The sequence below is a fragment of the Arthrobacter sp. Z5-13 genome (assembly GCF_056499105.1).
In genome coordinates this window covers 1,372,533-1,385,190 of record NZ_CP096460.1, presented here as the reverse complement: position 1 = coordinate 1,385,190, position 12,658 = coordinate 1,372,533, and the positions used below count along the sequence as shown (strand labels likewise).

Sequence of the window (12,658 nt, the reverse complement as noted above, 5' to 3'; positions counted from 1 at the left end):
TCGTCGTTGGGAGCCGGTGGGAGGGCCCACACTGGCGAGGGACCCGAACCGAGCGTGCGAGGTTTGGGAGCCGGTGGGAGGGCCCACACTGGCGAGGGACCCGAACCGAGCGTGCGAGGTTTGGGAGCCGGTGGGGATTAGCGGGCCGGGTAGTTGCGCTCGGGCTCGCCGATGTACAGCTGGCGCGGGCGCCCAATCTTAGTGTTCGGATCGTTGATCATTTCACGCCACTGGGCAATCCAGCCGGGCAAACGGCCGATTGCGAACAGGACAGTAAACATCTTCTCCGGGAAACCCATGGCCTTGTAGATCAGGCCGGTGTAGAAGTCCACGTTCGGGTAGAGCTTGCGCTGGATGAAGTAATCGTCACCAAGCGCCTTCTCTTCGAGGCGCATGGCAATGTCCAGCAATTCGTCATTGCCGCCGAGCTTGGTGAGGACCTCGTGCGCCGTCGCCTTGATGATCTTGGCGCGGGGGTCGTAGTTCTTGTAGACACGGTGTCCGAAGCCCATGAGGCGGACGCCGTCTTCCTTGTTCTTGACCTTCTCCATGTAGTCCTCGGGCTTGATGCCGTCGGCCTGAATCTGGCGGAGCATCTTCAGCACAGCCTCGTTGGCGCCGCCGTGGGCCGGGCCGAAGAGCGCGTTGATGCCGGCAGACACCGAAGCAAAGAGGTTGGCGTTGGAGGAGCCCACCAGGCGCACCGTCGAGGTGGAGCAGTTCTGTTCGTGGTCCGCGTGCAGGATCAGGAGCAGGTCCAGGGCCTTGGCAATCACGGGGTCCAGCTCGTACTGCTCAGCCGGAAGGCCAAAGCTGAGCCGCAGGAAGTTCTCCACCAGGTTCATAGAGTTGTCCGGGTACAGCATCGGCTGGCCAATGGACTTCTTGTGCGCGTAGGCCGCGATGACCGGGAGTTTGGCCATCAGGCGGATGGTGGAGAGTTCCACCTGCTCTTCGTTGAACGGATCCAGGGAGTCCTGGTAGAAGGTGGAGAGCGCAGACACGGCCGACGACAACACGGGCATCGGGTGGGCGTCACGGGGGAAGCCGCCGAAGAAGCCCTTCAGCTCCTCATGCAGCAGCGTGTGCCGGCGGATCTTCTGGTCAAACCCGTCCAGCTCGGTAGGCGTGGGCAGGTTGCCGTAGATCAGCAGGTACGAGACCTCGAGGAAGCTTGAGTGCTGGGCAAGCTGCTCGATGGGATAGCCGCGGTACCGCAGGATTCCTGCGTCACCATCGATGTAGGTGATGGCCGAAGTCGTAGCGGCGGTGTTCATAAAGCCGGGGTCAAAGGTGACAGCCCCGGTCTGCTTGAGCAGTTGGGAAACGTCGTAGCCTTCGTTTCCTTCTACAACCTTGATACGGGGCAGTTCGAGTTCGCCGCCCGCATGGCGCAGGACTGCGCTGGTGGTCTCAGTACTGGTGGTCTCAGTCATGGAGTCCCCTTCATGAGGCCTCTGGGCCTCTCTAGAAAGCTTGATCCAACATCAGGTGGGACCGTCCGCAGTCGCTGCACAGGCAGGTTTCCAACAGCCGGGCTGCCTTCCTGTAGAAAGCCACCATTGATATTCAGTTAAAAAGTACCGCCCCCGCGCAGGTGGTACTAATCCGACCCTTACGAAACTGCCGCAAAACCGCCGAGTTGTGGCACGAGTCACATGATTGTTACGGCGCTACGGAGAGCCGTTGAACTGCAGCGTCGATTCTGTCGTCCGCTCCGGTCAGTGCCACCCGGATGAAGCCATGGCCTGCATCGCCGTAGAAGACACCCGGGCCTACAACAATTCCGCGCTCCGCCAGCCTCCCCACGGTGTCCCACGTGGCCTCGCCGGCAGTGCACCAGAGGTAGAGGCCGGCCTTGGATTCCTGGATCTCCAGGCCGAATTCCTTCAGCGCCGGGACAATCCGTTGCCGGCGTGAACGGTAGATGTCCTTTTGCAGCTGCACGTGGTTGTCGTCCCCGATAGCCACCCGCATCGCTTCCTGAACGGGATAGGGCACAATCATGCCGGCGTGCTTGCGGCTGTTAACCAGGTTGGCCATGATGGCTGAATCGCCTGCAACAAAAGCTGCCCGGTAACCCGCAAGATTCGACTGCTTGCTGAGTGAGTACACGGCCAGCAGACCCTCATTGGAGCCGCCGGAGACCCGTGGATCCAGGATGCTTGGTACGGCTTCCCCGCCGAGTTGCAGGTCCCATTCGTCCCAGCCCAGTTCGGCGTAGCATTCGTCTGAGGCAACCACAGCGCCGATCTCCCGGGCCTGGTCGACAATCTTTCGGAGGGAAGCGACGTCGCGGACACTGCCGGTGGGATTGGCTGGAGAGTTTATCCAGATCAGCCGGACGCGTGAGCGCGTAGGGGCATCCAGCTCGTCCAAGTCGTCGGCTGCCACATGAACGGCGCCCGCAAATGTAGCGCCGATGTCGTAGGTGGGATAGGCAACAGTAGGACGCACGACGACGTCGCCGGCCTTGAGTCCCAGCAGGAACGGAAGCCAGGCCACCAGTTCCTTCGAGCCAACGGTAGGCATAATGTCCCGGGGATCCAGCCCGGGGACGCCGCGGCGCCGTTCGAACCAGCCGGAGATCGCTTCGCGCAGTCCTTGGGTCCCATGGACCGTCGGGTAGCCGGGAGCATCAGCAGCGCGGCGCAAGGCGTCCTGGATCAGGGCAGGAGTGCCGTCTACGGGAGTGCCGATGGACAGATTCACTACTCCGCCGGGATGCGCTGCCGCCGTAGCGAGATAGGGCGCCATGGCTTCCCACGGGTAGTCAGGAAGGCTGAGGCCAAAGCTGCGGAGGGCAGAGGTCACTGGCGCGTCCGCCCTTAGTGGTCTTGGTTCTGCGGGGGCAGGGCGGCGATCATGGGGTGGTCCTTACCGGTGTTGCCGACCTTCGCAGCTCCGCCAGGCGAACCGAGGTCGTCAAAGAACTCGACGTTGGCCTTGTAGTAGTCGGCCCACTCATCCGGGGTGTCGTCCTCGTAGTAGATTGCCTCAACGGGGCACACCGGTTCACAGGCGCCACAGTCCACGCACTCGTCGGGGTGGATGTAGAGGGACCGCTCACCCTCATAGATGCAATCGACGGGGCACTCCTCAATACATGCCTTGTCTTTGACATCTACACACGGTTGCGCGATTACGTACGTCACGTCCCTTTGCCTTTCCACGTTGGTTCCGGCAATCCTGCCAGTTAATGCTTCCGGCGCGCGCGCCGGACTTATCGACTTCCGAGCCTATTATCTCCCAGCCTTTCGCGCGAACGTAGCGGAGCGTCATACTGCCGGGCCGATTTACGATGAAGGGGTGACCTCCCCACCGAAAACGCCTCAGGACTTCCTCGCCGGCACAGCCCCCGGAACGCGGGTCGTAGTCCGGTACAGGATCGAGGGCGGACTCACCGATGCCCTGGGAGATCTTATTTCTGTGTCTGTCACCGGCGGGGAGTGCACAGTGCGTACGCGGCGCACCGACGTCGTCATACCCCTGGCCCTTGTGGTGGCCGCGAAGGAAGTCCCTCCGGCGCCGCCCCGACGGCGCGCCCGCCGCTCTGCCTGAGCGCTTCTGCAGCCCCTCCGTGGCTGACTACACTAGCCACTATGGATGACGAGGGCACGGAAGCAGACCTGGCGGCAAGGGAGCGTGCATTAAACTCCCCGCTGAGGTTGCGGATCCTGCGCTTATGCCTTCACCAGTCGCGCACCAACAAGGAAATAGCCGAGCTGTTGGAAATTAATCCGGCGTCCAGCCTTCACCATGTGCGCATCCTTGTGCGTACCGGACTGCTGCTCACGGAAGAGCGCAGGAAGGGCAAGCGCGGAGCCACCGAGGTACCGTACATTGCAAGCAAGGAATCGTGGCGGACACCCCTGCCGAACGTCTCCCCCATCCTCATCGAGACCTTCCTGCAGGAGACCAGGGGCCTGCCCCCGACTGACATGGAAGTGTGGCGCCTGGGCGTAAAGTTCAACGCTCAGCGCCGGGGGGAAATGCTGGCAAAACTGAAGGCCGTCCTGGAGGAATACACGGAACTGCCGCCCGATGACGACGGCGAGGCCACGTCGCTGATGATTGCCCACCACCGGGATCCTTCGGCCGACTGAAACAGAACAAGCAAAAACTGCCAGTACGACGACGGCGGACCGCCTGCCGTACTGGCAGTTTTGTGGTTGCTGCTTTATGAAGCTTGGCCGGATTGGGCCTCGCCTGGTTAGACCTTGGCGCGGGCGCGGTTGGCCTTGGCACGCTCGTTGGTGTCCAGGATGAGCTTGCGGATACGGATGGAGTCCGGCGTCACTTCAACGCACTCGTCCTCGCGGGCGAATTCGAGGGACTCTTCGAGGGTCAGGTCGCGCGGCGGCGTCAGGTTCTCGAAGGTGTCGGATGAAGCGGCACGCATGTTGGTGAGCTTCTTTTCCTTGGTGATGTTGACATCCATGTCATCGGCGCGGGAGTTCTCGCCAACGATCATCCCTTCGTAGACCTCAGAGGTCGGCTTCACGAAGAAGGAACCGCGCTCCTGGAGGTTAATCATGGCGAAGGGTGTCACGACGCCTGCGCGGTCGGCGATCATCGAACCATTGGTGCGGTATTCGATGGGGCCGGCCCACGGCTCGTAGCCCTCGGAGATGGAGGCTGCAATGCCTGCGCCACGGGTGTCCGTCAGGAACTTGGTGCGGAAACCGATCAGGCCACGCGCGGGAACAATGAACTCCATGCGGCACCAGCCGGTACCGTGGTTTGCCATGTTCGTCATCCGGCCCTTGCGGGCTGCCATGAGCTGGGTAACAGCGCCGAGGTATTCTTCCGGCACGTCGATGGTCATGTGTTCCATCGGCTCGTGGATCTTGCCGTCGATGGTCCGGGTGACTACCTGCGGCTTGCCGACGGTCAGCTCGAAGCCTTCGCGTCGCATCTGCTCCACGAGGATAGCCAGTGCGAGCTCGCCACGGCCCTGGACTTCCCAGGCATCCGGACGCTCGGTGGGGAGCACCTTGATGGAGACGTTACCGATCAGTTCCTTGTCCAGGCGGTCCTTCACCTGGCGGGCGGTGACCTTGGCACCCTTAACCTTGCCGGCCAGCGGCGAGGTGTTGATACCGATGGTCATGGAGATCGCAGGATCATCCACCGTGATCAGCGGCAGCGGCTGTGGGTTGTCGGCGTCGGTGAGCGTCTCACCGATGGTGATTTCCTCGATACCGGCGACGGCGACGATTTCACCCGGGCCTGCGGATTCGGTGGGTACGCGATCCAGGGCCTTGGTGGCCAGGAGTTCGGTGATCTTGACGTTCTTGAGCTCGCCGTTGGCACGTGCCCAGGCAACGGTCTGGCCCTTGCGGAGGGTTCCGTTGTAGATACGGAGCAGGGCAAGGCGGCCAAGGAACGGCGAGGCATCCAGGTTGGTGACGTGCGCCTGCAGGACACCGTCCGGGTTGTAGGTCGGTGCCGGGATGTGCTCGATGATGGTCTGGAACAGCGGTTCCAGGTCTTCGTTTTCCGGGGCGGTGCCATCTGCCGGCTGCTCGAGGGAAGCGCGGCCAACCTTGGCTGCCGCGTAGACCACGGGAACTTCGAGGATCTTGTCCAGGTCCAGGTCCGGAACTTCGTCAGCGAGGTCGGACGCCAGGCCGAGGAGCAGGTCCATGGACTCGTGGACAACTTCATCGATCCGTGCGTCGGGGCGGTCCGTCTTGTTGACCAGCAGGATGACGGGAAGGTGGGCAGCCAGGGCCTTGCGCAGTACGAAGCGCGTCTGCGGGAGGGGACCCTCGGAGGCGTCAACGAGGAGCACAACGCCGTCAACCATGGACAGGCCGCGCTCGACTTCGCCGCCGAAGTCAGCGTGCCCCGGGGTGTCGATCACGTTGATGGTGATGGTCTCGCCCTTGGACGACGGGCCGTTGTAGGCAACCGTCGTGTTCTTGGCGAGGATGGTAATGCCCTTTTCGCGCTCCAGGTCACCCGAGTCCATAACGCGGTCTTCGAGATGGTTGTGCTCGGCAAAGGAGTTGGTCTGCTTGAGCATGGCGTCGACCAGGGTGGTCTTGCCGTGGTCAACGTGGGCCACGATCGCGACGTTGCGCAGATCACTGCGCGAGGCAGTGTTTGCGGCGGTTTTGGTGGTGGTTTCAGACATGCGTAATGGCTCGATTCGATGGTGAAGTCAGCTGTAGTATCGCGACATTTCCAATCGGAACGCACGACAGATCAGGCCCTTTGCACAGGGCACCTATAGCAAGTCTAGTCGAACGTGCATTTATTGGCCTAAAAAGCGAAAAACAGTCCCGGTAGGCACCGTGACCAAATCGTGAGCAGAGCGTTGCGGACATGAAGCTAAAGTCACTGGATATTCCTGACTTGATAGCCCATGATGACTGTGTTACTTGCAAGGAAGTCCGGAGACCATCAATGCCAATTGCCACGGCTCTGTACCGCGCCGCCATGCCGATGGTCGTTTTGGGCCTGATCATGACTGGTTGCGGACAGCCACCCGCCTCACCTAACGCCGCCAGGGCCGGCAACGCCTCGGAAGCAACGCCGGCACCTTCCGACGCTGCCAAGCCGGGATCAGATCATTCAACCGGAGCCTCAGGGACAAAATCCCCCCGCACCGCGGAGTCCTCTGCGACCGGTGCCAAGACGGGGCCAGGGGCCCGGTCAACAGCTGTTGCGCCTGCACCCAAAGGACCCGCTCTCCCCGATCCGGCCGCGTTAGCTCCCGGTTCGATCTACCTGAATCCTGCCACTGGCCAGAATGAACTCATCGTGGCCGATGTCCGCCGCACGGTACTGCTCATTGGCGATTCCCAGTCCGAGCCGTCCAACTCCTGGCCTCGTGCCGGGTTGGCCGCCGCCGGCTACAAGGTGGTCTTCTGCGGCAAGGGTGGAACAGGTTTCGTCGCGGCGAACGGGCGCTACGGGAACTATATAGACGCCCTGAATCGAGGAGAGTGGACGCTGCCATACGGTTCGCTGCCCCTGGTGGTAATTGAAGGCGGCGGGAACGATGCGGGAAAGGGAGCCACCGATACCCAGATCGTCGCCAACGCTGAGCGGCTGATAGCCGCCTTGAAGCAGAGATACCCGGATGCGGAAATGGCTATGATCGGCACCCTGGCAAAGGGAGCCGGGCACGGCGGAGGCCGCCGCACGGAAGTTGACGCGCTGCTGGGCACTGTTGCCGCCAAACATTCCCTGCCGTTCGTGAGCGTGGGCGACTGGCTGACCCGTTATGGCCTCGCCCGGAACATGGCTGACGGCGTGCACATGGACGCGCACGGCCACAAAGCCCTCGGCCAGCTGCTGGCAGGACGTCTGGCCCAACTGCGTCTTCAGGCTCCCCTACCAGGTGAGGGGCCGGGTCCCCAGTTGGGCTGAGGGCCGACGTCCCGGCCCTCAGCGCTGTACTGCTACTCGATCCCTGCCAACTGAGCCCTCAATTCCCTGCGCTCACGCTGCTTCTCGGGATCAGGCAACGGAACGGCGGCGAGAAGCCGCTGAGTGTAGGCTTCCTGCGGGTTGCGGAGAATCTGGTCCCGGGTTCCCTGCTCCACGATCCGTCCACGCTGCATGACACAGATCCTGTCTGCGAGGACGTCCACCACCGCCAGGTCATGCGTCACGAAAAGGCAGGCGAAGCCGAGTTCCTTCTGCAGGTTCTGGAACAGTTCCAGGACTTTCGCCTGCACGGAAACGTCGAGGGCCGACGTCGGCTCATCCGCCACCATCAGTTTGGGTTTGAGGGACAGTGCCCTGGCAATTCCTACCCGTTGTTTCTGGCCACCGGATAGCTCGTGGGGATACCTGTTGCGGTAGTCCCGGGGCAGTTCCACCTGGTCCAGCAGGGCCTCGATCCGTTTCTGCAACGCTGACCCCTTGGCCTCCCCCGCAAGGAACATCGGCTCGCCGATGCTCTCACCGATAGGAAGCCGGGGGTTCAAGGACGATGAAGGATCCTGGAACACCATGCCGATATGGCGCCGCACCTGGTGCAGCTGTTTCCCGTTTTTCTTGGCCGCGGAGATGTCCTCCCCCACCACCCGCATTGTTCCCGCGGCGACAGGCAAGAGGCCGACGGCGGCACGACCGATGGTGGTCTTGCCTGAGCCTGACTCCCCTACCAGTCCCACCACCTGACCGGGATAGATGACCAGGTTGGCGCCCTCTACTGCCCTGAAAGCCGGAACCCTTCCCTGCTTGGGGTATTCGATGGCGACGTCAGTCAGTTCGAGGACCGGATCGCCCTTGGGCCTGGCTGCCTCAGCGGCAGCAAGGGCAGCAGCGTTCTCACGTTCCCTGCGAACGAGTTCCTCAGGATCGACGGACGTAAGCTCTGCTTGCGTCGCAGCGGCCAAGGCCGCGGTGACGTCCACCTCGACGTCGGTATCGGCCCCTTGCCCCAAATGCGGCACAGCCGCCAGAAGCGCCTGGGTGTAGGGGTGCTGAGGGTTGCTGAAGATCTGTTCTGCCGTGCCCGTTTCAACAATGAGGCCTTTGCGCATCACGGCGATTCTGTCCGCGAGGTCGGCCACAACACCCATGTCGTGGGTGATGAGGACAATTGCGCTGTCCAGCTTGTTGCGCAGGTTCCTCATGAGATCCAGGATCTCGGCCTGGACCGTAACGTCCAGGGCTGTGGTTGGCTCATCAGCAATCAGCAGCTTGGGGTCACAGGACAGCGACTGTGCGATCATGGCACGCTGCCGCTGTCCCCCGGAGAGCTGGTGCGGATAGGACTTGTAGGCCTTTTCAGGATCGGGAAGTTCCACGAGGTCCAGCATGTGCAGGGCCCGCTCTTTGGCCTCGTCCGGGGACATCTGATTGTGGAGCCGGAGTGTTTCCACAATCTGGGCGCCCACGGTGTAAACCGGGTTGAGTGCCGTCATGGGCTCCTGGAATATCACCGCGACGTCCCGGCCACGGATCTTTCGCAGATTGGTTTCATCGGCTCCAAGCAGGTCCTTTCCTGCCAGCTTAACGCTGCCAGTCACCCTGCTGTTGCTGGGAAGGAGGCCGAGCAATGCCATCGAACTGGCGCTCTTGCCGGAGCCCGACTCTCCGACGATGGCCAGGACTTCTCCCGCGCGCACCTCGTAGTTCAAGCCGATCGCCGCGGGCACCCACTTCTTGTCCACTCCGAAGTCAACACTGAGGTCACGCACCTCAAGGACTACGGGACTTTTGGCGGATTCCGGGCCGCCGGTAGCGGCGGGATAAGGGCTGAGATTATCAGTCATGGTTTGGGTTTCCTTTCACCGGAGCCACTGAATAGAGGGTGATTAGTTCCGTGGCCCTGAATCCTGAATTATTGGAGGCATGAGTCCCTTGCCCAACGCCGAAAATGTCGAAGTCTTCCAACCTGGCATCAGCCGGCTGTTCGCCTGGACCTGCTGGGCTGTAGCGGCGTTCGGCATTGTGGTCTCCGTGCTGAGCGGCGGAACGGCGGCACTGGCCGGCACTCCTCCCCTGCTGTTTGTGGCCTACCTCGGCTGGCTGCTGTTCTGGCGTCCCGCCGTTACAGTCAGCGATACCGGAGTAACCCTCGAGAATCCGTTCCGCGTGGTGGAGGTCCCGTGGGAAGCCTTGGTTCAGGTCGACACACGCTACTCCCTCACCTTGATCACGCCACGTGGGAAGTATTCGGCCTGGGCTGCGCCGGCGCCGGGGATCTGGGGAGGCCGCAACGCGCACCCCGACCATCTCCGCGGACTGCCTGAATCGAGCTATGGGCCCGGGAACTTCGTGCGCCCCGGCGATCTCAAAAGCACTGACTCCGGCGCCGCAGCCCAGATTGTCAGGGCCCGCTGGCAGCAGCTCCTGGAAAGCGGCGGTGTGGAGTCCGGGCAAGCCGAAGAGACACAGGTGCGGACCGCCGTCGTCTGGTCCCGCGTAGCCGTGACCGTGATCCTCGCCGGCGCCGGTTACGGCGCCATTCTCCTGTTCTAACGATTCTGCCAAGGCTGCCATTTAGGCGCCTTTCGAGAAATCGATGGCTGCTGCCGGTGCCGGACTGGTAGCGGAGTCTGCGGCCTTCTTGGCGTTGAACTTCTTTTGCCGGGGGTCGAAAGCGTCCCTTAGCCCGTCGCCGATGAAATTGATGCAAAGGCAAATGACTACGATGAACAGGCCCGGCCACCAGAAGAGCCAGGGGCGGGTAGAGAAGGCTTCCTGGTTTTGAGAGATGAGCAGGCCCAGGGAGGTATCGGGAGCCTTTACACCCACGCCGAGATAGCTGAGGGAGGTCTCCAGCAGGATGGCTGAAGACATGGTGAGCGTGACGTTAACGATCACCACACCGATGGCGTTGGGCAGGATGTGCTTGAAGATGATCCGGGCGTTGCTTGAGCCGGAAATTCTGGCCGCGTCAACGAACTCACGTTCCCGCAGGGACAGAAACTCGCCGCGTACCAGCCGCGCGAGGCCCACCCACACCACAAATCCCAGAAATACACCGAGCACCACGATGCCGTAGTTCGTTGCAAAGGCGGAGAACCAGCTTCCGGAGTCCCGACGGTTTGCTATCTGCGATACCACCGCAGCCAGCAGCAGGGCCGGGACGATGATGATGATGTCCGTAATGCGCATCAGCACCGCTTCGGTCCAGCCGCGGAAGTAGCCGGAAAGAGCGCCCACGACAACCCCGATCAGGCCTGCGATCAGCCCAATGATGAACATCACAGTGATGGACTGTTGTGCGCCGCGCATCGTCATGGCAAAGAGATCCCTGCCAATGCGATCCTGCCCAAAGGGGTGTTCGCCGATGGACGTCAGCGAGAGGGTGGGAGCGCCGTCGTTCACCAGCGGTGCGACGTCGATGTGGCTGTACTTCCACCAGCCCGGGATGCCCGCCCAGCCCAATGACGTGAAGGCGAGCAGGAAGATGAAGGCAAAGGTGATGAGCCCTACGAGGGCTCCGGTGTGTCCAAAGAAACGCTTGCGGACGATCTGGCCCTGGCTCAGGCCTTTCGCCTCGCGGACGTCCTCGATGCCGGCCAAGGGCTCCTCGAGCTTCGCAGCCCGCTCGGCCAGAATTTCGTTCTGTTGGGATGGCTGAGTCATGTTACTTCACCCTTACGCGCGGGTCGAGTGCTGAATAGGCCAGGTCAGCGACGAGGTTGAATACCAATGCCGTAACGGCCGTGCAGATGAAAACGCCCATCACCGGGTTGGGGTCTACATGTCCAAGCCCGTCGAAGAACAGCGTTCCCATGCCCTGCACGGAGAACACGCGTTCAGTGATGACTGCGCCACCGATCAGTGCTCCGATGTCGAATGCAACAACTGTGGCGATAGGGATGAGGGCGTTGCGGAAAGCGTGACGCATCACCACTGAACGCTCGGTGGCACCCTTCGCCCTCGCCGTACGAATGTAGTCCATGTTCATCACCTCGAGCATGGACGAGCGGGTGAAACGCGTGTAGCTCGCCAGCGAGATGAGAATCAGGGCAATGGTGGGCAGGATCAGGTGGGTGAAGGAGTCCAGGGTGGTGACCCAGTAGTCACCCTCAAGGTTCGGTGTACTTGCGCCGATGGTGGCAATTGGCCTTCCCCTGATCTTCCCGTTGTTGAAATAGGAGGGCCAGGCTTGCATAAAGCGGTCCAGGACGATGAGTCCTCCGACGAGGAAGGCAGTGATTCCACCAACCCGCATTCCCTGACCGCGGTCGTAGCCTCCCCAGAGCCAGCCAACACCGACGCCCACGAGAACGGCAACAATGGCCAGGATGAAGATCATCAGTGGCGTGGCCACGTTCAACAGTCCCTGGATCGGGAAGTACACGACGACGCCGATTGCCACCGCGGTGAGCCCTGTGTACAAGGCCTTCTTGTTCTGCAGACCGGAAACAAGGACCGTAATGGCGAAAGCCAGGCCCACACCGGCCAACAGGATGACAACGATCCCGAGGCCTGGAGTCGTGAACCAGCGGGTAACGGATGCCACAACGAGGATTGCAGTGACAAAGCCGGAGCCGACCGCACCGAGAATCAGCCTGCGCTTGATGTCGCCTCCGGCAGCGACCGCAAGGACAACTCCGGCGAGGATACCTATGCCGGATGCTGTATACCAAGGGATGTCGGGGTTCCGGAGGAAGTCGTTGAAACCAATGGCACCGTATTCCTTGAGCAGCACGGCCGCCCAGAAGATCGGCAAAGAAAAGAACAGGAACGCCATGAACGTAACGCCGTAGTCAAGGGTGCTGTACTGCCGCAGGGCGGTCACAATACCCAGCGCGACGCCGATCAGGATGGCGAGCACGGTGGCTGCGGTAACGAGCGAGAGGGTCTGGATCAGCGCCAGGCCGAGAGCTTCGGTGACTGGCTGGCCGGTGACATTGCGGCCGAGATCGCAGGTATTAGCGAATGGAACGAGGCATTGGGCGGCCCCGCCGAGCCATTTGAAATATCGGATGGGGGCCGGAGTGTTCAGGTCCAGCAGTTCAATGCGGGCCTCAATGAGCTGATCGCGGTTGGCGGTGTTAAGGGCTCGGAGTTCTCCAAGGGGGTCACCGGAGATGGCCGTCAGGATGTAGACGACGAATGAGGCGCCGAGCAGGATAAACGCGGCTGTGATGAGCCGCCGGACGATGTACGTCACCATGGGGTGTACCTCGGATCGGAAGATGCGACGGATGACACAGACAGGAGCGCTGGG

11 protein-coding genes are annotated in these 12,658 nt (G+C 61.9%); 4 read left to right on the top strand and 7 right to left on the bottom strand.

Going from position 1 to position 12,658, the window contains the following annotated elements; genetic code table 11:
* Window positions 1-137: 137 nt before the first annotated feature.
* The 3 genes from M1E02_RS06580 to fdxA all read right to left on the bottom strand — a co-directional run bounded on the left by M1E02_RS06580 (window position 138) and on the right by fdxA (window position 3,155).
* Window positions 138-1,436 carry a citrate synthase gene (locus tag M1E02_RS06580; RefSeq protein ID WP_479377299.1) on the bottom strand — a complete coding sequence of 433 codons (1,299 nt, stop codon included), beginning with the start codon at window positions 1,434-1,436 and terminating at the stop codon, window positions 138-140.
* 229 nt (window positions 1,437-1,665) lie between these two features.
* Entirely contained in the window at window positions 1,666-2,814 is a 1,149-nt protein-coding gene (gene dapC, locus M1E02_RS06575) for a succinyldiaminopimelate transaminase (RefSeq protein ID WP_479377298.1), read from the bottom strand.
* 14 nt (window positions 2,815-2,828) lie between these two features.
* The gene (gene fdxA, locus M1E02_RS06570; protein WP_050685972.1) at window positions 2,829-3,155 is read right to left on the bottom strand and encodes a ferredoxin; all 327 of its coding nucleotides are present in this window, start codon (window positions 3,153-3,155) and stop codon (window positions 2,829-2,831) included.
* Window positions 3,156-3,309: 154 nt separating this feature from the next.
* On the opposite strand from fdxA, the gene M1E02_RS06565 reads away from it, so the two are divergent.
* Together M1E02_RS06565 and M1E02_RS06560 are read left to right on the top strand one after the other, a co-directional pair.
* On the top strand, window positions 3,310-3,561 hold the full coding sequence (locus tag M1E02_RS06565) for a putative acetyltransferase (RefSeq protein ID WP_479377297.1): 252 nt from the start codon (window positions 3,310-3,312) through the stop codon (window positions 3,559-3,561).
* Window positions 3,562-3,602: 41 nt separating this feature from the next.
* Window positions 3,603-4,106 carry a helix-turn-helix domain-containing protein gene (locus M1E02_RS06560; protein WP_479377296.1) on the top strand — a complete coding sequence of 168 codons (504 nt, stop codon included), beginning with the start codon at window positions 3,603-3,605 and terminating at the stop codon, window positions 4,104-4,106.
* Window positions 4,107-4,213: 107 nt separating this feature from the next.
* Here the strand turns inward: M1E02_RS06560 and typA are convergent, their stop codons facing one another.
* On the bottom strand, window positions 4,214-6,142 hold the full coding sequence (gene typA / locus M1E02_RS06555) for a translational GTPase TypA (RefSeq protein WP_479377295.1): 1,929 nt from the start codon (window positions 6,140-6,142) through the stop codon (window positions 4,214-4,216).
* A gap of 272 nt (window positions 6,143-6,414) precedes the next feature.
* Between typA and M1E02_RS06550 the strand changes: the two genes are divergently transcribed.
* Complete coding sequence (locus M1E02_RS06550; protein WP_479377294.1) at window positions 6,415-7,383, top strand: SGNH/GDSL hydrolase family protein; 969 nt, start codon at window positions 6,415-6,417, stop codon at window positions 7,381-7,383.
* A 32-nt stretch (window positions 7,384-7,415) separates the two neighbouring features.
* On the opposite strand, the gene M1E02_RS06545 is transcribed toward M1E02_RS06550, so the two are convergent.
* Entirely contained in the window at window positions 7,416-9,242 is a 1,827-nt protein-coding gene (locus tag M1E02_RS06545) for an ABC transporter ATP-binding protein (protein WP_479377293.1), read from the bottom strand.
* Window positions 9,243-9,321: 79 nt separating this feature from the next.
* Between M1E02_RS06545 and M1E02_RS06540 the strand changes: the two genes are divergently transcribed.
* A complete protein-coding gene (locus M1E02_RS06540; RefSeq protein WP_479377292.1) occupies window positions 9,322-9,951 on the top strand; it encodes a PH domain-containing protein in 630 nt (209 codons plus the stop codon).
* 21 nt (window positions 9,952-9,972) lie between these two features.
* On the opposite strand, the gene M1E02_RS06535 is transcribed toward M1E02_RS06540, so the two are convergent.
* Together M1E02_RS06535 and M1E02_RS06530 are read right to left on the bottom strand one after the other, a co-directional pair.
* Window positions 9,973-11,064 (bottom strand): ABC transporter permease, encoded by a 1,092-nt coding sequence (locus M1E02_RS06535; RefSeq protein ID WP_479377291.1) that lies wholly within the window; start codon window positions 11,062-11,064, stop codon window positions 9,973-9,975.
* 1 nt (window position 11,065) lies between these two features.
* Window positions 11,066-12,604 (bottom strand): ABC transporter permease, encoded by a 1,539-nt coding sequence (locus M1E02_RS06530; RefSeq protein ID WP_479377290.1) that lies wholly within the window; start codon window positions 12,602-12,604, stop codon window positions 11,066-11,068.
* Between the last annotated feature and the right edge of the window lie 54 nt (window positions 12,605-12,658).